The 25,299-nt window shown below is 71.9% G+C and carries 21 protein-coding genes and 1 pseudogene; 14 read left to right on the forward strand and 8 right to left on the reverse strand.

Annotated elements, in window-relative coordinates; all coding sequences use genetic code 11:
* Positions 1–361 precede the first annotated feature (361 nt).
* The 7 genes and pseudogenes from ACZ3IG_RS27050 to ACZ3IG_RS27080 all read right to left on the reverse strand — a co-directional run bounded on the left by ACZ3IG_RS27050 (position 362) and on the right by ACZ3IG_RS27080 (position 8,333).
* A pseudogene (locus ACZ3IG_RS27050) lies at positions 362–795 on the reverse strand (DUF6624 domain-containing protein).
* Positions 796–1,348: 553 nt separating this feature from the next.
* Complete coding sequence (locus tag ACZ3IG_RS27055) at positions 1,349–1,930, reverse strand: snapalysin family zinc-dependent metalloprotease (RefSeq protein WP_467435288.1); 582 nt, start codon at positions 1,928–1,930, stop codon at positions 1,349–1,351.
* 1,694 nt (positions 1,931–3,624) lie between these two features.
* Positions 3,625–4,710, reverse strand: coding sequence for an FAD-dependent oxidoreductase (locus tag ACZ3IG_RS27060; protein WP_467435289.1), 1,086 nt, complete (start codon positions 4,708–4,710; stop codon positions 3,625–3,627).
* A gap of 83 nt (positions 4,711–4,793) precedes the next feature.
* Entirely contained in the window at positions 4,794–5,234 is a 441-nt protein-coding gene (locus ACZ3IG_RS27065; RefSeq protein WP_467435290.1) for a MarR family winged helix-turn-helix transcriptional regulator, read from the reverse strand.
* Positions 5,235–5,472: 238 nt separating this feature from the next.
* Complete coding sequence (locus tag ACZ3IG_RS27070; protein WP_467435291.1) at positions 5,473–6,825, reverse strand: MFS transporter; 1,353 nt, start codon at positions 6,823–6,825, stop codon at positions 5,473–5,475.
* 19 nt (positions 6,826–6,844) lie between these two features.
* Positions 6,845–7,615 carry a thioesterase II family protein gene (locus ACZ3IG_RS27075; protein ID WP_467435292.1) on the reverse strand — a complete coding sequence of 257 codons (771 nt, stop codon included), beginning with the start codon at positions 7,613–7,615 and terminating at the stop codon, positions 6,845–6,847.
* Positions 7,616–7,643: 28 nt separating this feature from the next.
* Positions 7,644–8,333 carry a FadR/GntR family transcriptional regulator gene (locus ACZ3IG_RS27080; RefSeq protein WP_467435294.1) on the reverse strand — a complete coding sequence of 230 codons (690 nt, stop codon included), beginning with the start codon at positions 8,331–8,333 and terminating at the stop codon, positions 7,644–7,646.
* 190 nt (positions 8,334–8,523) lie between these two features.
* Here ACZ3IG_RS27080 and leuA point away from each other — a divergent pair, with 190 nt between their 5' ends.
* Together leuA and ACZ3IG_RS27090 are read left to right on the forward strand one after the other, a co-directional pair.
* Complete coding sequence (gene leuA / locus ACZ3IG_RS27085) at positions 8,524–10,323, forward strand: 2-isopropylmalate synthase (protein WP_467435295.1); 1,800 nt, start codon at positions 8,524–8,526, stop codon at positions 10,321–10,323.
* Positions 10,320–11,126 carry an ABC transporter ATP-binding protein gene (locus ACZ3IG_RS27090; protein ID WP_467435296.1) on the forward strand — a complete coding sequence of 269 codons (807 nt, stop codon included), beginning with the start codon at positions 10,320–10,322 and terminating at the stop codon, positions 11,124–11,126. The genes leuA and ACZ3IG_RS27090 overlap by 4 nt, the downstream gene beginning before the upstream one ends.
* A gap of 72 nt (positions 11,127–11,198) precedes the next feature.
* On the opposite strand, the gene ACZ3IG_RS27095 is transcribed toward ACZ3IG_RS27090, so the two are convergent.
* Positions 11,199–12,056, reverse strand: coding sequence for a class-II aminoacyl-tRNA synthetase family protein (locus tag ACZ3IG_RS27095; RefSeq protein ID WP_467435297.1), 858 nt, complete (start codon positions 12,054–12,056; stop codon positions 11,199–11,201).
* A 287-nt stretch (positions 12,057–12,343) separates the two neighbouring features.
* Between ACZ3IG_RS27095 and ACZ3IG_RS27100 the strand changes: the two genes are divergently transcribed.
* The 12 genes from ACZ3IG_RS27100 to ACZ3IG_RS27155 all read left to right on the forward strand — a co-directional run bounded on the left by ACZ3IG_RS27100 (position 12,344) and on the right by ACZ3IG_RS27155 (position 25,270).
* Positions 12,344–13,573 (forward strand): MFS transporter, encoded by a 1,230-nt coding sequence (locus ACZ3IG_RS27100; RefSeq protein WP_467435298.1) that lies wholly within the window; start codon positions 12,344–12,346, stop codon positions 13,571–13,573.
* Between the two features lie 162 nt (positions 13,574–13,735).
* On the forward strand, positions 13,736–14,104 hold the full coding sequence (locus ACZ3IG_RS27105) for a cupin domain-containing protein (RefSeq protein WP_467435300.1): 369 nt from the start codon (positions 13,736–13,738) through the stop codon (positions 14,102–14,104).
* Between the two features lie 54 nt (positions 14,105–14,158).
* Complete coding sequence (locus ACZ3IG_RS27110; RefSeq protein ID WP_467435301.1) at positions 14,159–15,685, forward strand: AMP-binding protein; 1,527 nt, start codon at positions 14,159–14,161, stop codon at positions 15,683–15,685.
* Positions 15,686–15,722: 37 nt separating this feature from the next.
* Positions 15,723–16,148 carry a hypothetical protein gene (locus ACZ3IG_RS27115; protein ID WP_467435303.1) on the forward strand — a complete coding sequence of 142 codons (426 nt, stop codon included), beginning with the start codon at positions 15,723–15,725 and terminating at the stop codon, positions 16,146–16,148.
* A complete protein-coding gene (locus ACZ3IG_RS27120) occupies positions 16,136–17,293 on the forward strand; it encodes a cytochrome P450 (RefSeq protein WP_467435304.1) in 1,158 nt (385 codons plus the stop codon). The genes ACZ3IG_RS27115 and ACZ3IG_RS27120 overlap by 13 nt, the downstream gene beginning before the upstream one ends.
* 30 nt (positions 17,294–17,323) lie before the next feature.
* Entirely contained in the window at positions 17,324–17,560 is a 237-nt protein-coding gene (locus ACZ3IG_RS27125; RefSeq protein ID WP_467435305.1) for an acyl carrier protein, read from the forward strand.
* Positions 17,560–18,300, forward strand: coding sequence for an SDR family NAD(P)-dependent oxidoreductase (locus tag ACZ3IG_RS27130; RefSeq protein WP_467435307.1), 741 nt, complete (start codon positions 17,560–17,562; stop codon positions 18,298–18,300). The genes ACZ3IG_RS27125 and ACZ3IG_RS27130 overlap by 1 nt, the downstream gene beginning before the upstream one ends.
* 47 nt (positions 18,301–18,347) lie before the next feature.
* Positions 18,348–19,169 (forward strand): PAS domain-containing protein, encoded by an 822-nt coding sequence (locus ACZ3IG_RS27135; protein ID WP_467435308.1) that lies wholly within the window; start codon positions 18,348–18,350, stop codon positions 19,167–19,169.
* A gap of 127 nt (positions 19,170–19,296) precedes the next feature.
* Positions 19,297–20,664 (forward strand): MFS transporter, encoded by a 1,368-nt coding sequence (locus ACZ3IG_RS27140; protein ID WP_467435309.1) that lies wholly within the window; start codon positions 19,297–19,299, stop codon positions 20,662–20,664.
* Positions 20,636–22,747: a molybdopterin oxidoreductase family protein gene (locus ACZ3IG_RS27145; RefSeq protein ID WP_467435310.1), complete on the forward strand. Its 2,112-nt coding sequence runs from the start codon at positions 20,636–20,638 to the stop codon at positions 22,745–22,747. The genes ACZ3IG_RS27140 and ACZ3IG_RS27145 overlap by 29 nt, the downstream gene beginning before the upstream one ends.
* Positions 22,748–22,751: 4 nt before the next feature.
* Positions 22,752–24,071, forward strand: a complete 1,320-nt coding sequence (locus ACZ3IG_RS27150) for an FAD-dependent oxidoreductase (RefSeq protein WP_467435311.1) — start codon at positions 22,752–22,754, stop codon at positions 24,069–24,071.
* The gene (locus ACZ3IG_RS27155) at positions 24,068–25,270 is read left to right on the forward strand and encodes an NAD(P)/FAD-dependent oxidoreductase (RefSeq protein WP_467435312.1); all 1,203 of its coding nucleotides are present in this window, start codon (positions 24,068–24,070) and stop codon (positions 25,268–25,270) included. The genes ACZ3IG_RS27150 and ACZ3IG_RS27155 overlap by 4 nt, the downstream gene beginning before the upstream one ends.
* Positions 25,271–25,299 lie beyond the last annotated feature (29 nt).

Consider the following 25,299-nt stretch of genomic DNA (forward strand, 5'->3'; position numbering starts at 1 on the left):
CGCTGCTCCGGACGTGCGGACGGAACGAGGCGGCGGTGATCGGCCGCACCTGGTCGGTGTGCGCGGACCAGTAGGCGCGGGCGGCTTCGACGCAGCTGTCGTCGGGAAGTCCGTGCGGCCGGATACCGAGGCGCCGCCGGAATGGTGCGACGGCATCCGACAGGTTCAGTACGCGCATGTTCTCGACGGTGGGTGGAGATACGGGGGCGCTCGTGGTCGCCGTCACCGTGGGCGCCCCGCTGACTCCACCGGCGCGGCCCGGGTCCTGCTGGGCGGGAACGGTCTCCTCGGGGCGTCCGGCCCACCACCCTCCGGCGACCGGGCGGTGATCTGCCTCCCCAGTCGCGATGGAGAAGGGGCGTCAGGAAATGGAGCACTTGGCGACGTACTGGTCGAACGGCTCGATGCCGGCTTCCGCACGGAGTTCGTCCATGCGCTCGGGCTCCGCACAGGGCCACGCAACCGGCACCCGTGTCAGCAGGCTCGGCCGGCCCGCGCGATACCTGGCCTTCCTGCGCGACCGCACGCTGGTCCATGAGGGCCGCAAGCAGATCTGCGCAACCCAGATCGCCGGCGTGAAGGACGGTGGATGTCGAGCTGCCGGTCGGCGTGCTGGGCGATGAGTCATGCCGCGCGCGGCGTCCTCGCCGACCATCTCCGCCGTCGGCCGGCCGTACTCGTCCCGAACTCGCCCAGCCGGTCACCGTGCTGGGCGGTCAGCCGGCGCCAGGCCAACTGCTCGGCGGGGTCATCGCTGTTCGTGCGGGCTGCGGACCGGTGATCGGCCGCAGCCATGTCCGTGAGTTCCATCGCCAGCGCGGCAACGTCGTGAGCCACTCTCAGCTCCCAGGTCGGAGGCGTGCTTGTGTCCGCCCGCAAGCCCAGGAGAGCAGCGCGGATGTGAAGATCATCCCGGAGAACGGTGACAAGTGCCCCGCCGCACCGGGACAATGGATCTGTCACCGGGGCCACAGCGGACCGCCGCGGCGGTCGGATGCCCTGGCGGACGGATCACGCTGGGTGCCGTGTCAGAGCGCGCGGCAGCATCGGACGTGGTCACGGCGAGAACTCCCACGATGCGGCCGCACTCCGGCCCGGCAGGATCAAGGTGGTGCTGGAGCGCGTCGTCGCCGACGGCGGTGACGTGGTACTGCTGGCGGTCCGGAAGCCCACCGTCGCGGCCACCGGGAAGGAACGCACCACCCCTGACCACCGGATCGTCACTCGATCCGGTCGCCAGCCCGGCGCGCGCCTGCCGCTCCCGGACAGCCCACGCCGCCTCGCGCCGCGCTCGCGGACCGGTGTCCAGGAGGTCGTCGCCGTGGTGCACAGCGGGCCGTCAGGGATGTCAGGGTGCGTCTACGAGGGTCCGCCCGGCAGTGCGTGCGAGCGCGGTGACCGTGCCCGCGTAGGCGGACTGTACGCGGGAGCGTTCGGTGGCGTTCGGTGTGGCGTTGGTGCAGGCCGTGCCGGCGCTCGACCCCGACATCAGCTGTGAGCAGGGGCCGGGCTTGGTGTCCGGCAGGCCGAGGCTGTGCCCCAGTTCGTGAGCGGCGATCCGAGTTTTGTCGTAGCCCTGGTCCACGGCCTGGCTGCCGAGCTCGACCCGGACCTGACGGCCCGGACGGACAGGGCCGAGTGTGGCCTGCGGCCAGCCCGTGGTCGCGACGATCACGATCTCGGCCGCGGTGCCGGACGCTGCTTCGACCAGGCGGACGTTGCTCACGTGCGCGTTCCACGAGGCGACTCCGGCCGCGATCGCGGCTTCCCAGCCTGCGGCGCGGCTGTCGTCGTAGCGAAGGGTCACCGCTGCCGCCTGCGCGGCGGACGTTCCACCGGCGGAAGCGGTGGCGGCGGTCGCGGGACCGGCCGTGGCGAGGACGAGCGCGGTGGCGGAAGTGGCTGCCTTGAGCCAGGTGCCGAGGGGCATTGCTGCTCCTTCATCCGTGGGGGGAATCCGGCCCCGGCGGGGCCGGGTACACGGCGGAGCGGCACGGGTGGTCCGGTTGGGGCCTGACGCACCGTCGACCGCCCCTCCGGGGCGTTGCGATGGTATGCCCTTCGATCGATGCACGTCATGTACCTGTCACAATGAATTTCCGTCAGAATCCGCTCTGCACGGCAGATCGTCCGCCGGGCTCCGAACGTCACCCGCTGTGCCTGCGGAACTGTGCCGGTCGGCGCTGTCAGCGCTGGGGCTGAGGTCGATGACGCTTTGCCGCGGACGTGTCGGGTCGCCTGGAGTTCGACGGCGGCGCGCGATGTTCTCCAGGGCGTCGGGCGCGGCCTTGGCACCGTTGGCGGTGAGAACGCCGTCGACCTGGCCCGCGATGGTGCGGATGCGCTGGTCCGGGACTCCCCGTGCGCGCGCGACATACGCCGTGTCCGTGCCGTGCAGGTCCAGGGCCGCGGTGACAGTGCCGGCACCGAGGTCGCGGACTCTGCCGGCCAGGCCCTCGCCGTACGCGACCGGTTCGGCGCCGAGGCCGCGCAGATGCTCCGCTGACCCCGCCCCCGCGCCCCGACCAGCCCAGTGTCGCCCGGACCGAGGTCGAGGACGCCGTTGCCGAAGAGGTCGCGGCCGGCTTGATCGGGATTTTCACCGTCGCGCACCGGTCGGGCCAGGCGGTCACAGCCGACCGCCTCCCGCACATCCTGCTGGACGGCCTCCGACCACCCAGCCACCCGGAAGGACCGGCCGAACGAAGGCGGCTGTCCGGACGGAGCCGTGCGGGGTGCTTCTGTCTTGCCGGGCCTGGCGGGGAACACCTGGCTGAGCCGGCCAAGGCGCTGTCGGCCGCTTCCTCCGCTGTCGGCGGTGGGCTGTGTCGCGGCAGTGCTGCACGGCCCCGACTCGGACCGCCGTCTGCCGCGGCAGAACGGAGCTGATGAAATCCCGCAGGTCGCTGACGCGGCCTCAGGGGAATGGGGTGACTGGTTCGACTTCGACAACGGGTGCCCGCACAGCGCGACAGGAGACGTCCCGCCCACGAGCACGAGACTCCGGCAGGACGGGTGCGGCGGCGACCAGGCCGGCCGTCCGCGCCCGCTCGGCGGCCGACGTTCCGCCGGGGCGGAGGCGTCCAGAAACCGGCCGTCCGTGGCCGCGACGCGGACCAGCCGTACCGACCGTTGCCTGCGGCGCCCAGACCGGCCACCGCCACACCCGGCCCAGCCGTCCGGAGCCCTCCGTCTCACCCTGACGGCCTCGTGCCTCGGCCGGCCGGCTGCGGTCGGACCGACACCGCGCCCCTGCGCCGGCACTCGGGCCGGCACACCCTGCACGAGACCTGCGGCGGCTGATGGCGGCGGTGATGGCTCATCACGACGGGGCCTCCTCGGCGACGCCACCGTGCTCCTCACGGAGTGGCGTGGCGGACTCCAGCGTGACCTGATCCCCTGATGGGGAGCGCGGCGCCGGCCATGGACGAGCCGCGGGCGGCACCATCCGCTCGGACCCGGTTCCGCAGCGTCCCGGGGTCGGTCCCCGGGGCGGTGGCAACCTGCCTGATCGTCACCTGGGGCCGCTACCGGTACAACGCGACCGCGACCGCCTCGAAGCCTGATCACCCATCGTCAGGTCCGAGGACCGCGTGGGAATTCCGTCTTGTCCGGTTGCTGTGGTCAGTAGGGTTTGAAGTCGGGGTAGTAGGCCGCGGCGGCGGTCGCGCTGTCGATGTTCCGTGGGAAGAGCGCGGCTTCGTAGGCGCGGATGGCCGCGTCGACGTCCTTGGGCTGTTCGGCGATGGCGTTGCCGAGCTGGCCTGCGTCGAAGAGCGCCCAGTTCGCTCCTTCGCCGTCCGGCGGTGCCAGGTGGGCGGCGTCTCCGATGAGTGTGACTCCAGGTACATGTTCCCAGCGGTGCCCGATCGGCAGCCCGTACAAGGGGCGGAAAATCGGCGCGATGTCGCTGTCCGCGACCAGGGCGACGAGCTCCGGCGCCCACCCTTCGAACATCGCCGCGACGGTGCGGGCGGCCGCAGGGCCGTCGTTGAAGTCGATGCCGTCGAACCAGTCGAGTGGCTGGTCGGACATGGCGTAGGAATGCAGGGTGTCCCCGCGCTCGCGCTGCACACCAAGACCTATGCGGGTGGTTTCGTCGTACGCGGTCATCGACCCGCCGCCGACCAGCGCCAGGGTGGCGGGGTGCCGGGTGTCGCTCTCATACAGGTACGTCTCGATCATCGAGCGTCCCGCATAGGCGGGCGTGGCATCGGAGAGCAGCGGTCGGACCTTCGACCAGGCACCGTCGGCACCGACGAGGATGTCGGTGACAAGCGTCGATCCGTTGGCGAAGGTCACTTCGTGACGGCCGTCGGCGAGGGTCCGAACGCTCCGAGTCCTGTGGCCCCAGACGACCGTGTCGGCAGGCAGGGAGTCCAGCAGCAACTGTCGCAGCTCGCCACGCTGCACCTCGGGGCGGCCTCCGGCGGGGTCATCGGGTTGGTCCGCCAGGATGGTGCCGTCAGGCGCCACGTCGCGGGATGCCTGGCGGCCTTCGAGGACGAGGGACCGGAAGCCGTCCATCAGACCGGTGGCACGGATTCCGTGCTGTCCGTTGTAGTCGTGGATGTCGAGCATGCCGCCCTGCCCCCGGGCCTGAGCGGACATCTCCGCCTCGTACACCCTGGACGGAATGCCATGAACTGCCAGAGTGCGTGCCAGTGTCAGTCCCGCGAGCCCGGCACCGATGATCGTGATCTGAGTCATACATGCGTTCCTTGCTGTCGGTGAATGAACCGGCGGTCCTGACCGCGCAGCCTCCGGCCGCCGTGCGGAGCAGTGGAGCCGGGTCAGGGAGAGCTGGGTGGCTCGATCCGGGAGGCGAGCTGTTCCATGAGTTCATGGAGTCGTGCCCGCCCTTCGGTGCCCAGCGGCGCGAGGATCGACTCCTCGACGCGGTCCATGGCCTCTTCGAAACCCTGGATCAGTCCGGAGCCCGCTGGAGTGATACGCACCCGACGGCTTCGCGTGTCGTTCTCCTGCGTCTGGCGCTCCACGAGTCCGCGCCGCTCCAGCCCGGCCAGGAGCCGCGAGACGCTCGGCGCGCTGGTGCGCATGGCCCGCGCGACGTCACGCTGAATGGCATCCGGGTTCTTCGACAGGTACGCCAGCACGGCGCTCTGCTCGTGCGTGAGGCCGCGTTCCCGGATCCAGTCATCAGCGATACGTCGCTGCCCCCACACCACCCACCGCATCAGCTCCAACGTGCTCTGCCGCTGCACACCATCCATAGTTAACAGGCTAACTGTTGCAGCACTAACAATCAAGTCCTGCCTGCCCCGCCACAACGGCCGCACCGGGGGCGCCAACACCAAGATCAAGCTTTTCGAGCGCCCGATGTAGAGCCGCTCACGTACAGATCCCGCACCCGGCGGCCCCGGGCCCCACGCCCCTCGTGAGCTGGTGCCTCGGGACGGGACCGGACCGTACGAGGTGTCCCGGAGCCCGGCCCTCTCCCGCTCGCCGCCGTCAGAAGTCCGTGATCCCCCGCTCCCGCCGCTCCGGCAGAAGCAGGAGGCACGTCAGGGACACCCCGGCCATGGCACTCACGTACCAGCCGACCGACGCCGAGCCGAACGCGGACTGGAGACGTGTGGCCACCAAGGGCGCCATCGCGCCTCCCACCACCCCGCCGAGGCTGTAGGCGAGACCGGCCCCGGAATAGCGCAGCCGGACCGGGAACAACTCGGGCAGGAACGCCCCCATGGGTCCGTAGATCACGCCCATGAGGAACAGCGCGCCGCCGAGTCCGAGGATGATCAGCGGCAGACGGCCGGTGTCCAGCAGCGGAAAGATCAACGGTCCCCACCCGGCCGCCGCGACCGTGCCCCACAGGGCCACCGGCTTCCGTCCGACCCGGTCGGAGCTGGTCGCGGCCATCCAGGTGCCGACGGCGAGGAAGACGACGGCGGACATGGAGGCCAGCAGCATGGGAGTGCGGCCGACCCCGAGCGTCTTGGTTCCGTAGGACAGGCAGTACGTGGTCGCCGTGTAGAACAGGCCGTACGTGACGATCATCGCCCCGGAGCCGAGGAGCAGTTCCCGGGGATGGCGCCGGACGATCTCGGCGATCGGGACCGTCACGGTTCGGTGGTCCGCCGCTTTCCGGAACGAGGGGGTCTCGGTGATCCGGAGCCGGACGAGCAGCCCCACCCCCACCAGCACCAGGGACAGCAGGAACGGCACGCGCCACGCCCATGACCGGAAGGTCTCGTCGCTCACCCAGGTGGACAGCAGCAGGAAGACACCCGTGGCGCCGAAGAACCCTACGGAGGGCCCCAGTTGGGGGAAGGCCGCGTACCGTCCCCGGCGGCCGGCCGGCGCGTGCTCGACCGCCAGCAGCGCCGCACCGCCCCATTCGCCGCCGAGCCCGAGACCCTGGAGGAAGCGGAGCAGCACCAGCAGCGCCGGAGCCCAGGCACCCCACGTGTCGTACGTGGGAAGCAGCCCGACCGCCGCCGTGGACAGACCCATGAGGAGCAGGGAGAAGACCAGTACCGATCTGCGGCCCAGCCGGTCGCCGAAGTGACCGAACAAGACGGAACCGAGCGGACGGGCCACGAAGGCCACGGCGTAGGTGGAGAAGGAGGCGAGCAGCGCGTTGACGGGGGAGAGGGCTGGGAAGAACGCCTTGTCGATGACGAGGGCGGCGGCGGTGCCGTAGATGTAGAAGTCGTAGAACTCGATCGCTGTGCCGATGAAGCTCGCGACGGCGACACGGCGCAGCAGGCGGGGATCGTGCGGCTGCTCCCGCGCGCTGGAGGCGGTCCGGTGGTGAGTGGAGTCCGTCCGCTGATCCGGGACGCGGTGTCCGTTCGGCATGGGTGTCCCCCCTGGTGCGTCAGGTTTCCGGACCGGTCGTCAGGAGGTGACGCAGGATCTGCGCCACCTCCACGGTGTGGGTGTGGGTGAAGAAGTGGCCGCCGGGGAGGGTATGGACGCGCAGCGGCGAGCGGGTGTGCCGCTGCCACGCCCGCATCCGGGGGAGGTCGGTGAGGGGATCGGCCTCGCCCATCAGGGCGACGACCCGGCATTCGACGGCGGAGCCGGCCCCGGGGCGGTACCGGCTGTGCGCCCGCAGGTCGCCGCGGAGGACGGGCAGGAACATGCGGCGCAGCAGCGGGTGGTCGAGGAGGGCGGCGTCGGCCCCGCCCAGTGACCGGATGAACTCGGTCAGCCGCTCGTCCGCGTCATGCGTGCCGTCGTCGCGGGGAGCGAGATCCGGCAGTTCCAGCCGGGAGGGTGCGGGGTGCCCGGAGACGACGAGGACGATCCGTCGCTGGTCGGGCAGGCGGCGGGCGACCTCGTAGGCCACCGCCGCCCCCAGGCTGTGGCCGAACAGGAGCAGGGGGCCGTCCTCACGGACAGCGGCGACCGCCTCGGCCACCCGGTCCGCGAGGACGTGCACGTCGGTGAAGAGGGGTTCCCGGTCGCGTTCCGCGCGCCCCGGGTAGCGGATGCCGGCCGTCGACGCGAGGTCGGCCAGCCGTGCCGCGAGAGGCTCGTAGGAGTCGGCGGAGCCGCCCGAGTGGGGGAAGAACAGGGCCTGCCAGGGGGCGGCGGGCGGTACGGGCAGTGGGTAGCGGCGTATCCAGGGTCCGGCGTCCATCATGCCCACCGTTCTGTGAGGGGTGTCGGGGTCACAGGGAGTGGAGCAGGGCGAGCGTCCCCTCCAGTTCCTCGCGCAGCGCGGCGCCGGCGGCCTCGGCGTCCCGCTCCGCCACCGCGGTCACCAGGGCGGTGTGGCCCTCCTCGCCGTGGTGTGCGTCCCCGGAGCGCAGATCGAGCAACTCGATGAGATCGAGGAGGCGTTGCTTGAGTATCGGCACGAACTGGGTGAACAGGCCGGTCAGTACGGGGTTGTGCGCGGCGGCGACCACCGCCTCGTGCAGCGCGATGTCGGCCTCGACGAACGCGGCGTTGCCGGCCTCCCCGGCGCTCCGGCGTACGGTCAGCGCCTCGCGCAGGGCCGTGATGTCCTCGTCGGTGCGCCGCCGGGCCGCCAGCTGCGCGGCCTCCACCTCGACGAGCATGCGCACCTCGTAGACATCGGTGATGGCCGCCTGCCGGAGCTGCGTGGACCAGTCCTCCTCGGGCGTGGTCGCGATGACGAACACACCGGAACCCTGGCGTGCCTGGACCAGACCGGCGCCCGCGAGGGCCCGCAGGGCCTCGCGGACCGTCGAGCGCCCCACACCGAGGGACTTGGCCAGGGTGGTCTCGCCGGGGAGCCTGGTCCCCACGGCCCACTCACCGCTCGTGATCTGCTCGCGCAGATGGGTGGTGGCCTGTTCGACGAGAGGGGAGGGGCGCAGGGCACCTAGTGACATGGGAGGTTCACCTTCCCACACCTTTCAGGTTGTCTGAGGAGCTGAGTTGTCGCTACTATACCCGGCATGCTGCTGCGCGAGCTTCTTCTTCTCGGCCGCCGCTGCGGGGCCTGACGCGACCGGCACCCCGCAGCGGGGTTTCGGACTGCGCCGGTCCCCGCACGGCCGATCGAAAGAAGTTCCCGTACCGATGACTTCCTCCCCCCAGGGCGCGGTGTTCCCGACGCTGCGCACCCCCGCCGGTGACGTCCCGGCGGACGCGCCGCACTGGAACCCCCAGCGTCCGAGCGCGATGCCGCACCACCGCTACCAGTCCGCGCACGAGCGGGTGGCCCTGCCACTGACGGACCGCGTCTGGCCGTCGCGCCGGCTGGAACGGGCTCCGCTGTGGGTGCCCGTCGACCTGCGCGACGGCAACCAGGCACTGGCCGAGCCGATGGACACCGCGCGCAAGCGCCGGATGTTCGACCTCCTGGTCACCATGGGTTTCAAGGAGATCGAGGTCGGCTACCCCTCCGCGAGCCAGACCGACTTCGACTTCGTCCGGCACCTGGCCGAGAGCGGCGCCGTCCCCGACGACGTGACCGTCTCCGTGTTCACCGCGGCCCGGCAGGACCTGATCGACCGGACCGTCGCCTCTGTCGAAGGACTGCCCCGAACCCTCGTCCACCTCTACACCGCGACCGCGCCCACCTGGCGCGACGTGGTGCTGGGCCGCTCCCGCGCGCAGGTGCACGCGCTGATCCACGAGGCAGCCACCCACCTGCTGCGCCGCGTCGAGGAACGGCCGCACGCCGACATCCGGTTCGAGTTCTCGCCGGAGGTCTTCAACCTCACCGAGCCGGACTTCGTGCTGGAGGTGTGCAACAGCCTGTCCGACCTGTGGGAGGCGAGCCCGGACCGGCCGGTGGTCCACAACCTGCCGGCGACCGTGGAGATCGCCACCCCCAACATCTACGCGGACCAGATCGAGTACATGGACCGCCACCTGGCCCGCCGCGACGCGGTGATCCTCTCGGTCCACCCGCACAACGACCGCGGGACCGGTGTCGCCTGCGCCGAACTCGCCGTCCTCGCGGGCGCGCAGCGCGTCGAAGGCTGCCTGTTCGGCAACGGTGAACGCACCGGCAACGTGGACCTGGTGACCCTGGCGCTGAACCTGTACGCGCAGGGTGTCAACCCGATGATCGACTTCTCCGACATCGACGCGGTGCGCGAGGTCGTGCAGTACTGCAACCGGCTGCCGATCCACCCCCGCCACCCCTACGGCGGCGACCTCGTGCACACCGCCTTCTCCGGTACGCACCAGGACGCCATCTCCAAGGGCCTGGCCCACCACGCCAAGCAAGCCGCCGAGCAGGGCGTACCGGCCCACGAGGCGCCGTGGGCGGTGCCGTACCTGCCCATCGACCCCGGTGACATCGGCCGTACCTACGAGGAGGTCATCCGGATCAACTCCCAGTCCGGCAAGGGCGGCATCGCCCACCTCCTCCACACCCACCACGGCCTGGACCTGCCCCAGGCGATGCGGCCGGACTTCTCCCGCACGGTGCAGCAGGTCACCGACTCCACCGGCGAGGAACTGCCGCACAAGGAGCTGTGGGAGCTGTTCCGCACCACCTACCTCGCCCCGGCCCTGGACGGCCCGGTCACGCTGGAGTCCTGGAACGCCACCGAACCCGCCCCCGGGGAGCACCGGTTCACCTGCACCCTGCGCACCGGCGGCCGGGACCACCTCTGCGAGGGCGCCGGCAACGGCCCCCTGTCCGCCTTCGCCGACGCCCTGAGCGGCATCGGCGTCACCGTCGACATCCTCGGCTACACCGAGCACTCCACCACCACCGGACCGAACAGCCCCGCCGTCGCCTACGCCGAGTGCCGCGTCGACGACGTGGTCCGCTGGGGCGCGGGCTGGGACACCTCGGTGCTCACCGCCTCCGTCCACGCGGTCCTGGCCGCCGTCAACCGCTCCGGGCGGGTCACCTCGTGAGCGCACCCCCGGTTCTGTCCGTTCGGGACGTGGACGTCGTACGTGACGGCAACCCGATCCTGCACGAGGTGTCCCTGACCGTCCGGGCCGGCGAACACTGGGCGCTGCTCGGCGCCAACGGGGCGGGCAAGAGCACCCTGCTCGGTCTCCTCGGGGCGATGGCCCATCCCACTCGCGGCTCCGTCGAAGTACTGGGCCACCGGCTGGGCCGGGTCGACATGCGCCAGCTGCGCTCCTATGTCGGCCATGTCAATCCGCGGCATGACCTGCGGTCACCGCTGAAGGTGCACGACGTGGTACTCACGGGCCTGACCAACACCCTGGAACGGGTGCCGCGCTGGGAGCCGACGCGTGAACAGGTCACCACGGCCGACCGGCTGATCGCCCTGCTCGGCCTCGGTGACCGCCGCGACGCCCGGTGGCCGACCCTCTCCCAGGGGGAACGGGGCCGTGCGCTCATCGCCCGGGCCCTCATGCCCAGCCCCCGGCTCCTGCTGCTCGACGAGCCCGCCACCGGTCTGGACGTGGCCGGCCGGGAGCAGCTCATCGAACGGATCGACACGTTGCAGGCCACCTACACCGGTCTGGCGTCGGTGCTGGTCACCCACCACCTGGAGGAACTCCCCCCGGGGACGACCCATGTGATGCTGCTGCGGGACGGGCGCTGCCTGGCGGCCGGCCCGGCTGACGAGGTACTGACCAGCGACCAGGTCAGCAAGTGCTTCGACCACCCCGTCCGCCTCACCCGCGTCGACGGACGCTGGAGTGTGCGGGCGGGCCGCCCGGCGGGGGAGCGGGGGTGAAGGCGGCGGTGGGGTGAGAGGCGGCGACCGTGGCGGTGCGTACCCTCGGGCGCACCGCCACGGCCCCGGCCGTCAGACCAGCGACTCGCCGGCCTTCTCCACGGCGGCCCGGGCCCGGTCCCAGTCACCGTCGAAGTGGGTGCCCAGGGCGTGCAGCCACCGCTCGACGCCGAAGCCGACGCAACTGGTGGAGACCGGGCCGCCGTCGGGCAGGGAGATGGCGCACCGCTCGCCGAAGAAAGTGTGATGGATGTTGACGGAGGCGATCGCCATGTCCTGGTAGACGTACTCGTGCTTCACGGAGACGATCTGCTGGAAGGTGGCACGGTCCCCCGCCCGGTCATAGAAGGGATCGGAGGCCGCACGGCGCTCCAGCGGCAGACCCAGGGCATCGGCCAGGGCGTCCAGGAACCGCGCCGAGTGGTCGAGATGGGCCGTGACCTGGTCGGGTGTGCCCAGCGCCACGACCTCGCGCATCCGGAACGCCTTCAGGCGGCGCAGGGCGTCGAAGTGGTCCTCGTTGCGGAAGCACTGTCCCAGCAGGGTCACCAGCTTTCCGCCCGCGGGCACCTGTCCACCGCGGTGGTGGAGGTAGACGCCGTAGCAGGCGCTGGAGGGCAGTGCGAGGCCGGCCGCACGCAGCGAGCCGGGGGCGAACGCGCCGGCGGCGGCCTCCTGCCCGATGGTCCCGGTGCCGGCCTCGGAGACGTCCAAGGCGGAGGAGACCAGAGCCAGTTGAGGGAAGTTCTGGTAGACGTCGAGGCGGGCCAGGTCGGCGACCGGGAGCAGCGGTGGCACGGTCAGCGCGACCGCGCCGGCCGCCTCGGCCCACCGGACGCAGACCTGGTCGAGTGCCTCGGCGAGCCGGGTCGGTGCCTCCTCCAGCGCGACGAGTCCTTCGGACACCCGGACACCGGTCTTGAAACTCATCCCAAGCTCCTTAGCGTGAGTGGCTGATCGAGTGGCTGATCGTGTGGCTGATCGAGCGGCTTCTCCGGAGGGACGCTCCGCCTGCCGCGGTGGAGCGGCGGCGGGAACAGCGTCGGGGCGGTGCGCGGCGAGGGCGCGCGACACGTGCGCCGGGGCAACCCCCCTGGCGGACATGGGCTTTCCGCGCATCACGGCAGTCGCTAAGGTAACACCTCTGAGGACCTGAGCACCTGAGTGATTCCGCTCAAGGTGAGACGAAGGATCGAGAGAAGAAAGAGGAACGTTCCGTGAAAAAGGGACAACTCGGCTTCCTGACCGGCACACACGCGGTCAACGACCTGTACCAGGGGGTGATCCCCGCGATGCTCCCGTTCCTGATGACCGAGCGACATTACAGTTACGCCGCGGTCTCCGGCCTGGCCTTCGCCGCGAGCGGCGTCTCCAGCCTGTTCCAGCCGCTGTTCGGTGTCCTGTCCGACCGCAAGCCGCGCGGCTGGCTGGTTCCGGTCGGGTCCGGCACCGCCGCGCTGGGCGTGGTCGCGGCCGGCCTGTCCGACTCCTACCTGCTGACCTGGATCTTCGTCGCACTGGCCGGGATCGGCATCGCGGCGTACCACCCGCCCGCGACCAGCCAGGCCCGCGCGGCCGGCGGCTCCTCTCAGAAGGCGATGAGCGTCTTCTCCGTCGGCGGGACCGTCGGCGGCGCCGTGGCCCCCTCGCTGGTGACCGTCGTCATCGGGGCGCTGGGCTTCGACGCCGGCTATCTGCTGGCCCTCCCCGCCCTGGTCATGCTGGTCCTGTGGGTACTCAAGGGACCCTGGATGCGGTGGCGCGGCTACGAGGAGGCGGCGCCGCTGGTGTCCGGCCCGGCCGGGGGAGCGGCGGGACGCGGCGACGGACGGACCGACGACTGGCGCGCGTTCGGCCGACTGGTGGTCGTCATCATCGGCTGGTCCATCCCGTACGTCACCGTCACCTCCCTGCTGTCCCTGCACGCCCAGCGAGACCTCGGCCAGTCGGAGGCGGCGGGTGCGGTCGCGCTCACCTCCTATACCGCGGCTGGCGCCGTGGGCACCCTGCTCGGCGGCTGGATCGGGGACCGGTACGGCAGGATGACCTCCGTGCGGGCCGGCTATCTGGTGGCGCTCCCGGCCCTGGCCGGCATCGTGTGGGCGCCCTGGTTCCCCGTCCTGGTGGTGTGTGCCGCCCTGTTCGGCGCCGCCATGTTCCTGCCGTTCGCCGCGCAGGTCACCCTCGCACAGGACTATCTGCCCAACCGGCCCGGCACGGCCAGCGGTCTGACCCTGGGCATGGCCATGGCCGCGGGCGGTCTGTGCTCCCCGGTGTTCGGCTGGCTGGCCGACAGCAGCGGTCTGCCGTCCGCCTTCTACACGCTGCTCGTCGTGTTCGTCGTCCCCGTCGGACTCGCGCTGCGCCTGCGCGACCGGGTGCTGCCGGTGACCGGCCTCCGCCCGACTCCCACTGTCGAGACGGCGGACTCCGGAGTGTCACGATGATCTTGCCTACTTTGCACTCATGAACAATTCTTTGCCGAATTTATCCGATGCCCAACATGTGAGATACCTATTGTGAGTCACTTCGCGGTTACGTACCGTGTGACACGCGATCGGAAAGTGTTCCATCAGCCGTCAAAGCCGTACTTCAAGAGGGAGAAATCCATGAAGATCGACTGGGATGACCACGAGGAACTCAAAGCGGAAGGCATCGCACTGTCGCGACGTTTCGCCTTCGGGCAGGAAATGTCCTGCCTGAAGGTGGTCGCCGATCAGGCCGGCGACCTCGGTCTCCCGCCGCACTGGCACGAGAACGAGCAGTGGGTCGTGGTGACCGAAGGGTCCATCCGCTTCGTCTGCGACGAGACCGAGTACGAACTCAACGCCGGTGACGTGGCCTACATACCGTCCCGCCAGCGGCACACCGCCACCTTCGTGGGACCGGAGGGGGCCGTCCTCATGGAGTTCTCGGCCCCGCCGCGGCTCGACCTGGCGCCCGGCTCGATCATGCCCTCCTCGATGAAATTCGACTGAGGTCCCCGAAAAGCACTCACCGCCTTCTTCGGTCAAGTCTATGGGGGATCGATCGTGCGAAGCAGTGTGTACGGCAGGACCAATCCAGAGAAAACCATCCACGAGGTATTCGAGCACATCGCCCGAAGACACCCGCAGAGAAAAGCTCTGGTCGCCGCCGACGGCGCGGTGACCTACGGCGAGCTCGCCGACGCCGCCCGACACGTCGCCCACCGGCTGATCGGCCTGGGCGTGCGGCCCGGCAGTGTCGTCCCGGTCGCGGCCCGCCGCTCACCGGAGCTGGCCGCCGTCCTCCTCGGCGTCCTGATGGCCGGTGGAGCGTACGGGGTCCTGGACGTGCGGTGGCCGCCGGCGCGCCTCACACGGCTGCTGGGCACCATGCGGCCCGCGGTCGTCCTGGCGGACGCCGCGGGTTCCGCCCGGCTCGCCGAGGCGGGCGTGGAGCACGTCACCTTCCCGGAACTGCGCGGCGCGGTTCCGCCCGCCGTCACCCTGCCCGAGGTCTCGCCGGACGCCTGCGCGACCCTGTTCTGGACCTCGGGGAGCACCGGAAGCCCCAAGGCCGTACTGTCCCCGCACCGCGCCACGACCAGGCTTTTCGCCCCGGACGGATTCATGGACCTCGGCGAACGGCCGGTGATGATCCACGCGGCGGCCGTGGCCTGGGACGCCTTCAGTCTGGAGCTGTGGGGGATGCTGCTCAGCGGCGGAACCGCCGTCGTGCACGAGGACGACCTCCTCCTGCCGCCCGCGATCCGCGCCCACGTCCAGGACGCCGGCGCCACCCACCTCTTCCTGACCCCGTCCCTGTTCGACGTGATCGTGGGCGGCGACCTGTCCTGCCTGGCCGGACTGCGTGCCGTCCTGCTGGGCGGGGACAAACCCTCTCCGGCGAACTGCCGCGCCGTGCTCGACGCCTTCCCCGGCATCGAGCTGTACAACGGCTACGGACCCGTCGAGTCCTGCGTGTTCGCCACCGTCCGCCGCATCACCCTGGAGGACACCGAGGCGTCGGCCGGAGTTCCCGCGGGCCTGCCCGTCCCCGGTACGCAGGTGCACGTCCTGCGCGACGGCGAGCCGGTGCCCCGGGGCGAGACCGGTGAGGTGGCGATCGGCGGTGCGGGGCTCGCCCTCGGCTACCTGGACGCGCCCGAGCAGACGGCGGCCGTCTTCCGGCACCTCACGGCCGACGGACAGCGCGTTCCCGTCTATTGCACCGGCGACCAGGGCCGGATGGACGAATCCGGGGTGCTGCACCTGAGCGGGCGGACAGACGCCCAGCTCAAAATATCCGGGCACCGCATCGAACCGGCCGAGATCGAATCCGCCGTCCGCACCCTGGGCGGCACCCGGTCCGTGGTCATGCCGATTCCCGACCGCAGCGGAATGCCGCGCATCGTCCTCTTCGCCGAATCTCCCTCGAAGGCGATGACGGAACAGGAGATGCTGGGCCGTCTCCGGGAGACCCTGCCGTCCTACTTGGTCCCCTCGGCCGTGCATTTCGTCCCCTCGATGCCGCTCCTGGACAACACGAAAATCAACAAGCGAGAGCTCTCGGCGCGCTTCGGTTATACCTCCTGAAGGCGCTTCCGAAATTCCGAACCAAAGGAATCGACGCGTGAGCATGCATGACCAGACGGAGGAAAAATTCTCCGTCGCTCTGGACTCCATCCAAGGAAAGCGCCGGATCGAGCGAGTTCTGGAGGCGGCTAACGCCCTCCTCGACCGGTATTCCACAGAACCCGACCACACGGAACGCCTGAGGCTCGCACATGAGCTGATCCGACGGAATTTCACTCCGCAGGTCACCATCACCTTCGGTGACCTGACTCTCGGCCCCGACGATCCGGAAACCGTTTCTTCCGGTGAGACGCTTTTCCACTGCAAAATACATGGGCCGGACGGGGGCAGTGGCTCGCTCACCGCCTCCTACACGGCTCCCGGCTCGCTGGGGCTGACCGCCCCCGAGTGGCTGACGGCGATGCGCCTGCTGGCCGGCCTCGGCGGCCTCGGCGTCGGGGGTTGGGTGACATGCTCACGCTAACAACGCCGGAATCCCCGGCCGGTCTGCTGGCGCGGCCGTACTGGTACCGGCACCTGCCGGCCGGCACGGACGTGCACCGACTGGACGCCGGTGTCTTCGCCGTGACGGGCAACGCGGCCGTCCAGGAGGTGCTCGCCCACCCCCTGATCGTGGCCGACCACCCCCTCAAGGCCAGCGCACGCGCCTTCGGCCCCAACGTGCTCGACGCCGACGGACCCAGCCACCGGGCGTTCCGCGCCCTGCTCGCACCCATCCTGTCCGCCGGGCGGATCGCCGAGTACAAGCGGGCGCTGATGCCCGGTCTCATCCGCGGCCTGGTCGACAGCGTCGCGGGTACCGAGACCGACTCCTTCCACGACACCTACGCGCACCGGGTGCCGTACGGCATCGTGTGCACGATCCTCGGCATCGACACCTCCCTGGAGCAGCGTTTCCACCGGCTGACCCGTCCGCTGGCCCGGCTGCTGGACTACCCCACCCGGGAGACCGACGAGACCCACGCCAACGTCGGCGAGCTGCTGCGGCTGATCGAGGAACAGCGAGCGGCCGGGGCGGCCGGAGCGCACTCCCTGCTGGAGACCATCGAGCGGACCCGGGACCGCAAGGGCATCTCCCTGACCGACAGTGAGGTGCGCTCCACGGCCCTGCTGTTCTTCCTGGCCGGCACGGAGACCAGCAGCGCCTTCATCACCTCGCTCGTCTACTGCATGGGACGCGGCATCTTCGACCTGGCCGAACTGCGGGACGAGGAGGTCCGCGACGCCTACCTCGAGGAGGTGCTGCGGCTCTACCCGCCGGTCCAGACGATCGTCCGCTTCGCCGCCGACGATCTGACCGTCCAGGGAGTGACCGTGCCCCGGCACTCGGCGGTCCTCGCCTCGGTCGCCGGAGCCAACCGTGACCCCAGGGTCTTCACGCACCCCGACCGGTTCGAGATCGGCAGGAACCTGAAGGGCTCGATCCCCTTCGCCGTCGGCGCCCACGCCTGCCCGGGCGCCATGCTCGCCAAGACGGAGTTCTCCCTGATCGTCGAGGAACTCATCCAGCGCTGTTCCGAGGTGGTCGTCACACGTGACCGCCTCGGCATGGAAAGCCAGTCGTTCGCCCACCCCACCGACTTCTCCGTCGAGTTCAGGACCAGGTAACCCCTACCCCGTACCGGAAATGAGGGCACAGTGGAAAGCAAGATAGCGTTGCTGCGCACATGGCTGGACGGCCTGCACGAGCGGCCGCTCGACATCGAGGACGACACCGACCTGATCCAGTCGGGCACGGTCACCAGCCTCCAGTTCGTGCAGATGGTGATCGAGATCGAGCGTCTGCACGGCCGGAAACTGGACCCGGGCGTGATCAACATCGAGTCGATGCGCACGCTCAAGGCCATCGACACGGCCGTCTTCCAGGCCGCCTGATGGCGGGGGACACCCCCCGGGTGGCGGTGGTCTCCGGAGCCTCCTCCGGGATCGGCGCGGCCGTGGCCGAGGAGTTCCTGCGGCGCGGCTGCACGGTCGTCGGCCTCTCCCGGCGCGGCAACCCGGACCTGGCCGGCCGGCCCGGCTACCACGACCGCCTCGCCGACCTCCGGGACGGCGAGGCCGTACGGGCCGCGCTCACCTCGGCGGCCGACGTCACCGCCGACGGCATCGACGCCGTCGTGCTCAACGCCGGCGCCTCCCCGGACCCGGTCGACCTGGTCAAGGCCGACTGGGAGACGGTGGCGGACACCTACGAGACCAACGTCCGCACGGCACTGAACCTCCTCCAGGCGACCGCCGGACCGCTCAAGCAGAACGGCGGCGGCTCCCTGACCTTCGTCGGGGCCAGCCTCGCCAACGGCTACCGGCCCGAACGCTGGGCCTACGCCGCCAGCAAGGCCGCGATGACGACCTTGATGCGCGCCTGTTCCGTCGAGTTCGCCGACGACGGTGTGGTCGCCAACGAGGTACGGCCCGGCCCGGTGGCCACCGCCATGACGATGGCCGGGCTGGACGGCGAGGTGAACGAGCAGATCATCCGCGCCATCAACGCCGGATTCGGCACCGACTGGCTCAAGTCCCCCCGCACCGTGGCGGAGTGGATCGTCACCATCGCCGCGTTCCCGTCCAACGGTCCCACGGGGCAGGTCTTCAACTACAGCCGCAAGGTCCTGTGACCCGCCGCACCACCCACGCGACCCCCAAGAGAGGCAGGCACACCGCCATGTCGAACCACCCCTCCGCCGAGCAGCTCCTCGACCTGTTCAACTGGGCCTCCCCGGCCATGCTCGTCACCGACGCCGACGGCGCCGTGGTGCTGGCCAACAAGGCCGCCACGGAACTGCTCAAGGACGCCGCCGCCACCGGCGCCGGGCTCCCCGGCGCCCTCGGCGTCGGCGACTACGCCGCGCTGCTGTCCGCCGGAACGCCGGTGGAGAACCGTGCCGTGGCCTTCGCCCACCCCGACTTCCCGTCCGGGTACGCCAACGTCGGCTTCGGCCAGGTCGACGGCGCCACCCACGGCTTCTGGGCGCTGCGCCCGGTCACCACCCACCCCACCCCCTCCCCGGCACCCGGCGAGGGCTCCTCCACCGCCGAGGCGTGGATCCGCCAGGTCGACCGGGCCGACACGTCCTACACGCCGGCCGGCGCCGACGCCGTCCCGTACCTCCAGGCGTACTACGACCACTGCCCGGTCGCCATCCACCTGATCGAGGAGGACGGCACGGTCGCCCACGCCAACTGGAAGGACATCGCCATCGTCGGGGCGAGCGAGCGGCCCGACACCTACGTCGGCCACCACATCCGGCGCATCTACGCCGACCAGGACGTGGTCGAGGACTTCCTGGGCCGCTGGGGCGAGGACGCGCCGATCATCGACTTCCGCGCCGATTTCCTCAACCAGGGCGAGCGCGTCCCGGTGGTGATCTTCTCCACCGCCAACGTCGAGGGCGACAAGCTGAAGAACACCCGCTGCTTCGTCTTCCCCGACAGTCACCCGGACCGCGAGCGGGACAAGGTCAAGGCGCTCGACCTCAGCTTCTGACCTCCCCGCGCCACGTTCCGCCCCGCGACCGGGGCGGAGCGGTCCGACCGTGACGCCGGGCCCCGGCGAGCGATCCCCGCCGGGGCCCGTCCGCGCTCACGAAGCCCGTCCCGCACCCGGAGTGAACATGGCTCACACCCCTGCCCGACCGGGCGCCCGGCTCACCGGCTGGGACCCCGAGGACGAGGACGCCTGGCACCGGGGCGGCCACCGCGTGGCCCGCCGCAACCTGGTGCTCGCCGTCCTGGCCGAGCACGTCGGATTCTCCGTATGGACGCTCTGGTCCGTCCTCGTCCTGTTCATGTCCCCCGAGATCGGCCTCGGCTTCGGCCCGGACCGCAAGTTCCTGCTGGTGGCCACGCCCACCGTCGTCGGCTCGCTGCTGCGCCTGCCCTACGCCCGCGCGGTCACCCGCTTCGGCGGCCGCGACTGGACCGTGTACTCCACCGCCCTGCTCCTCCTGCCGACCACGGCGGCCGCGTACTTCGTGCAGCGGCCCGGCACGCCCTTCTGGGTGTTCCTGGCGATCGGCGCCCTGGCGGGCGCCGGCGGGGGCGGCTTCGCCTCCTCGATGACGAACGTCGCCGCCTTCTACCCGCGGCGCCTCCAGGGCTGGGCCCTGGGCGTCACCGCCGGCGCCGGCAACCTCGGCGTCGCCGCCGTCCAGCTCATCGGCCTCCTGGTCCTCTCGGCCGCGGGCGACACCCACCCCGCGTACGTCGCCGCCGTGTACCTGCCGCTGATCGTGGCGGTCGCGCTCCTCGCCGCCTGGAAGATGGACAACGTCGACACCGTACGGGCCGCACCCGGGGCCCAGCGCGAAGCGGTCCGGGACCGCCGTACCTGGTCGGTCTCCCTGCTGTACATCGGCACGTTCGGCTCGTTCGTCGGGTACGGCTCCGCCTTCGGCCTCGTCCTGCGCCACGAATTCGCCCTGACACCCCGCGAAGCCGTCGGCTACACCTTCCTCGGCCCGCTCCTCGGCGCCTTCTCCCGGCCGCTGGGCGGGGCGCTCGCCGACCGCCTGGGCGGCGCCCGGGTCACCTTCTGGACCTTCCTCGGCATGGCCGCGGGCACCGGTGTGCTCGTCGCCGCGCGCGGCGGCTCCTCAGCCCTGTTCGTCACAGCCTTCACCGTCCTGTTCGTCCTCACCGGACTCGGCAACGGCTCCACCTACAAGATGATCCCGGCACTGTTCGCGCGCCAGGCCGAGCAGGAGGTGATGGCCGGCTCCGACGCGGACGAGGCGTTCGCCCGGGCCCGGCGCCTGTCCGGCGCGGTCATCGCCGTCGCCGGAGCCGTCGGGGCGCTCGGCGGCGCCGCCGTCAGCGTCGCCTTCGAGCTGTCCTACGCCGGCGCGGACTCCGGCACCCCGGCCTTCACCGCCTTCCTCGTCTACTACGCGCTCTGTCTGGCCGTACTGCGGACCCTGCGGCCGGCCCCCGCCGGGCACACCCCGCACCCGGATGCCGCGAAGGAGGCGAGCCGTGTCTGAACTGCCCGTGCCCGTACCCGAAGCGCGCACCCACTGCCCCTACTGCGCCCTGCAGTGCGGCACCCTGCTGCGCGGCGACGCGGACGTCGGTGTCAAGGTGAGCCCGGCGGACTTCCCGGTCAACCGGGGCCGGCTGTGTCACAAGGGCTGGACCGCCGCGGACGTCCTGCACACCGCCGACCGGATCACCCGCCCGCTGGTCCGCGGCGCCGACGGCCGGCTCGCGCCGGCCTCCTGGGACACCGCGCTGGACGTCGTGGCCCGGGGTCTGCGCACCCTGCGCGACCGGCACGGACCGGATGCCCTCGCCGTCCTCGGCGGCGGCGGTCTCACCAACGAGAAGGCTTACCTGCTGGGCAAGTTCGCCCGGCTCGCCCTGGGCACCGGCCAGATCGACTACAACGGACGGTTCTGCATGTCGTCCGCCGCGGCGGCCGGCAACGCGGCGTTCGGCCTCGACCGGGGCCTGCCGTTCCCCGTCACCGATCTGCGCGGGGCCGACACCGTCCTGCTGGTGGGTGCGAACGTCGCCGAGACCATGCCACCGCTGATGCAGCACCTCGACCGGGCCCGGCTCATCGTCGTGGACCCCCGGCGCACCCCGACCGCCGAGCGAGCCGCCCTGCACCTCCAGCCCGTACCCGGCACCGACCTCGCGCTCGCGCTCGGCCTGCTGCACATCGCCGTCGCGGAGGACCTCGTCGACCGGGACTACGTCCGCGCGCGCACCCGCGGCTTCGACGCCGCGGCACGCCGTACGGGCGACTGGTGGCCGGAGCGGGTCGAGGAGATCACCGGCGTCCCCGCCAGGGCGCAGCGCCGGGCGGTCCAGATGCTCGCCGAGGCCCGCGGCGCCTACGTCCTCACCGGCCGCGGCGCCGAACAGCACAGCAAGGGCACCGACACCGTCGCCGCGTTCATCAATCTGGCGCTGGCCCTCGGGCTGCCCGGCCGCAGCGGCAGCGGCTACGGCTGTCTGACCGGGCAGGGCAACGGCCAGGGCGGCCGGGAACACGGCCAGAAGGCCGACCAGCTGCCCGGCTACCGCTCGCTCACCGACCCGGCGGCCCGCGCCCACGTCGCCCGTGTCTGGGGCGTGGCGCCGGACGCGCTGCCGGGACCCGGCCGCAGCGCCTACGAACTCCTCGACGCGCTGGGCCGCGACGGGGGACCGCGGGCCCTGCTGGTGTTCGGTTCCAACCCCGCCGTCTCCGCCCCGCACGCCGCGCACGTCACCGAGCGGCTCGCCGCCCTCGACCTCCTGGTCGTGGCCGACTTCGTACCCTCCGAGACCGCCCGCATGGCCGACGTGGTGCTTCCGGTCACCCAGTGGGCCGAGGAGGAGGGCACCCTGACCAGCCTCGAAGGCCGCGTCCTGCGCCGCCGCGCGCTGCTGCCGCCCCCGCCGGAGGTCCGCGGCGACCTGCGCGTCCTGCACGACCTCGCCGTACGCCTGGGCGAACCCGCCGACCGCTATCCGACCACCCCCCGTGAGGCGTTCGAGGAACTGCGCGCCGCGTCCCGCGGCGGACGGGCCGACTACTCGGGGATCACCTACGACCGGCTGGACGCCGGAGAGGCACTGCACTGGCCCTGTCCCGACACCCCGGGCGACCCGCACCCCGGCACACCCCGCCTCTTCCTCGACCGGTTCGCGCACCCCGACGGCAGGGCCAGGTTCGCCGACGTCGACCACCGGGAGCCGGCCGAGGAGACCGGCCCGGCCTTCCCCCTGTACGCCACCACCGGCCGGGTCCTGGCGCACTACCAGTCGGGAGCCCAGACCCGCCGGGTCGCCGAACTCACCGACGCGGTCCCCGAACCCTTCGTCGAGGTCCACCCCGACACCGCCGCCCGCTGCGGCCTGGCCGACCGCGGCCTGGCCCGGGTCGTCTCCGCGCGTGGCGGCATGACGGCGAGGGTCCGCACCGACGCCACGATGCGCCTGGACACCGTCTTCGTGCCCTTCCACTTCCCGGACGAGGGCCGGGCCAACCTGTTCACCCACCCGGCGCTGGACCCCCGCAGCGGCATGCCCGAGTTCAAGGTGTGTGCCGTGCGGCTCGCCCCCTGTCAGGAGTGACACCTTGAGCGCCCCGCACACCATCCTCGTGGCCGGCGACGGACCGGCGGCCCGACGGCTGACCCGACGCCTGCGCGACCACGGCCACCTGAACGTCCGCACCGTGCCGGGCGAGCGCCCCGGCACACCGCCCACCGGGGTGACCCGCATCGTCCGGGCACGCCGCCGGGTCGTGGCCCGAGCCGGCGGACGGGAGACCGCGTACCCGTACGACACTCTGGTCCTCGTCCCGCGGGCCCAGCCCCTGCTCCCCGACCTGCCCGGCCTGCTGGACCCCACGGGCCGCTTCACGGACGGCGTCGTCACCCCCGGCACGGCCGCCGCGGTGACCGCCTCCGGCCCCGTCGCCGTCCTCGGTGACGGCCCCCCGGCCGTGGAGACCGCGAGCGCCCTAGCAGCCCGCGGCGTCGACACCACCCTGGTGTGCTCCTCGCCCCAGCCCCTCTCCGCGTACCTCGGCACGGTCTGCGGCGGCATGCTCGCCGGGGAACTCGCACGCGCCGGGGTCACCGTCCGGCCCGCGAGCACCGCCGTACGCCGTGCTCCCGGACTCCTCCACCTGGCCGACGGCACCGCCCTGCGCGCCGACACCCTCGTCCTGTGCCCCGACGCCGCCCCCGACACCCGGCTCGCCCGCGCCGCCGGCCTGCGCGTGGCCCACGGCATCGTGGTCGACGAACAGCTGCGCACCAGCGACCCGCACATCCACGCCGTCGGCGACTGCGCCGAGGCCGGCGGACGGGTCCTCACCGGCCCCGGCGCCGCCTGGGAGCAGGCCGGCACCCTCGGCGCGATCCTCAGCGGCCACACCGCCGCCTACCGCCCCGGGCCGCCCGCGCTCCGCCTGCGCACTCACGCGGCGGATGTCGCCGCGTTCGGTACGCTCGCCGACCTCGACCGGCCCGGCACCCGCCTGATCGCCCTCACCGACCCGGTCGGCCGGCGCTACGCGCGGCTCGCACTGCGCGACGACCACGTCGTCGCCGCCGTACTGCTCGGCCTGCCGGAGGCCATTGCCACCATCGGGCTCCTGCACCGGCGCGGCCGCCCCCTGCCCTCCGACCGGCTCGGTCTGCTGCTGGACCTGCCCGCCCGGCCGGCCCCGGACCGTGACGCCGCGGACGACGCCCCGGTCTGCCTGTGCAACAACGTCTCGCGACGCACCCTGCACACCGCCTGGCGGGCGGGCGCCCGCACGCCGGCGGCCCTCGCCGGGGCGACCCGCGCCACCACGGGCTGCGGGGCCTGCCGCCCGGCCGTGGCGCACCTGTGCGGCACCTGGGCGTCCGGGCTCCGCGGCGGCGAGCCGGAGGCGGCGTCGTGACCCGGACCCTGCTGGTCGTCGGCCACGGCATGGTGGGCCACCGGTTCGTCGAGCAGCTCCGGTCCCGGGACCCCGGCCGGACCTGGCGCGTGGTCGTCGTGGGGGAGGAGCACCATCTCGCCTACGACCGCGTCGGCCTCTCCTCGTACCTGGACGGCAAGAGCCGCAGCGACCTGACCCTCGTCGGGGCGGACCTCCTCAACGATCCCCGGGTGGACCTGCTGCTGGGCAGCCCGGTGACCGCGGTGGACGGCGGCTCTCGCACGGCGCGCACGGCACACGGCGAGCAGGTGCGCTACGACGCCCTGGTCCTGGCCACCGGTTCGCACCCGTTCGTCCCCCCGGTGCCGGGCCGCGACCACGCCGGCTGCTTCGTCTACCGCACCTTCGACGACCTCGACGCCCTCCGGGCCGCGGCGCGTCCGGGCCGTCCGGGCGTGGTCGTCGGCGGCGGGCTGCTGGGCCTGGAGGCCGCCAACGCCCTGCGGCTGCTCGGCATGAGACCCCGGATCGTGGAGACCGCGCCTCACCTGATGCCGGCCCAACTCGACGCGGGCGCCGCGGAGGTGCTGCACCGGCACGTCACCGGCCTGGGTATCGGCCTGCACTGCGCCACGTCCGTGGCGACGGTCGACGCCGGAGCAAACGGCAGGGTGGCATCGGTGACCCTCGGGGACGGCACCGTGCTCGACGCCGACGTGGTGGTCTTCGCCGCGGGCGTCCGGCCCCGCGACGAACTGGCCGGTTCCCTGGGCCTGGCCCGCGGCGAGCGCGGCGGGTTCGCCGTGGACGCCTTGTGCCGTACCGCCGACGAGCGGGTGTGGGCGATCGGTGAGTGCGCGGCGGTGGACGGCCGCTGCCACGGCCTGGTGGCTCCCGGATACCGCATGGCGGACAGCGTGGCACGTCAGCTGACCGGTGAGGTCCCCGAGCCCTTCGACACCACCGGCACCCCCGTCGCCCTCAAACTCCTCGGCGTCACCGTCGCCACCGTCGGTGACGTGCGTCCCGACCCCGCACAGGCCGTCGAGGCGGTCTTCACCGAAGGCACCGACCGGTACGCCAAGATCCTGCTGAGCCGGGACGGCGGCGACCTGCTGGGCGCCGTCCTCGCCGGCGGCACCGGCCCCTTCGCCGCCATCCGCTCCCTCGTCGGCCGCCGGCCGCCCGCGGACCTGGAACAGCTGCTGCTGCCCTGACCCCCTTCGCCCCACCCCGTTCCGAAAGG

The sequence above is a fragment of the Streptomyces sp. NPDC016677 genome (assembly GCF_055562815.1).

Excerpts from the sequence above, each read along its gene's own strand:
- ACZ3IG_RS27105 (WP_467435300.1), top strand. The coding sequence starts at position 13,736 with ATGAAGATCGACTGGGATGACCACGAGGAACTCAAAGCGGAAGGCATC.
- ACZ3IG_RS27145 (WP_467435310.1), top strand. The coding sequence starts at position 20,636 with ATGCCGCGAAGGAGGCGAGCCGTGTCTGAACTGCCCGTGCCCGTACCC.
- ACZ3IG_RS27075 (WP_467435292.1), bottom strand. The coding sequence starts at position 7,615 with ATGATGGACGCCGGACCCTGGATACGCCGCTACCCACTGCCCGTACCG.
- leuA (WP_467435295.1), top strand. The coding sequence starts at position 8,524 with ATGACTTCCTCCCCCCAGGGCGCGGTGTTCCCGACGCTGCGCACCCCC.
- ACZ3IG_RS27135 (WP_467435308.1), top strand. The coding sequence starts at position 18,348 with ATGTCGAACCACCCCTCCGCCGAGCAGCTCCTCGACCTGTTCAACTGG.
- ACZ3IG_RS27120 (WP_467435304.1), top strand. The coding sequence starts at position 16,136 with ATGCTCACGCTAACAACGCCGGAATCCCCGGCCGGTCTGCTGGCGCGG.
- ACZ3IG_RS27140 (WP_467435309.1), top strand. The coding sequence starts at position 19,297 with ATGGCTCACACCCCTGCCCGACCGGGCGCCCGGCTCACCGGCTGGGAC.
- ACZ3IG_RS27130 (WP_467435307.1), top strand. The coding sequence starts at position 17,560 with ATGGCGGGGGACACCCCCCGGGTGGCGGTGGTCTCCGGAGCCTCCTCC.
- ACZ3IG_RS27055 (WP_467435288.1), bottom strand. The coding sequence starts at position 1,930 with ATGCCCCTCGGCACCTGGCTCAAGGCAGCCACTTCCGCCACCGCGCTC.
- ACZ3IG_RS27065 (WP_467435290.1), bottom strand. The coding sequence starts at position 5,234 with ATGGATGGTGTGCAGCGGCAGAGCACGTTGGAGCTGATGCGGTGGGTG.
- ACZ3IG_RS27060 (WP_467435289.1), bottom strand. The coding sequence starts at position 4,710 with ATGACTCAGATCACGATCATCGGTGCCGGGCTCGCGGGACTGACACTG.
- ACZ3IG_RS27080 (WP_467435294.1), bottom strand. The coding sequence starts at position 8,333 with ATGTCACTAGGTGCCCTGCGCCCCTCCCCTCTCGTCGAACAGGCCACC.
- ACZ3IG_RS27070 (WP_467435291.1), bottom strand. The coding sequence starts at position 6,825 with ATGCCGAACGGACACCGCGTCCCGGATCAGCGGACGGACTCCACTCAC.
- ACZ3IG_RS27095 (WP_467435297.1), bottom strand. The coding sequence starts at position 12,056 with ATGAGTTTCAAGACCGGTGTCCGGGTGTCCGAAGGACTCGTCGCGCTG.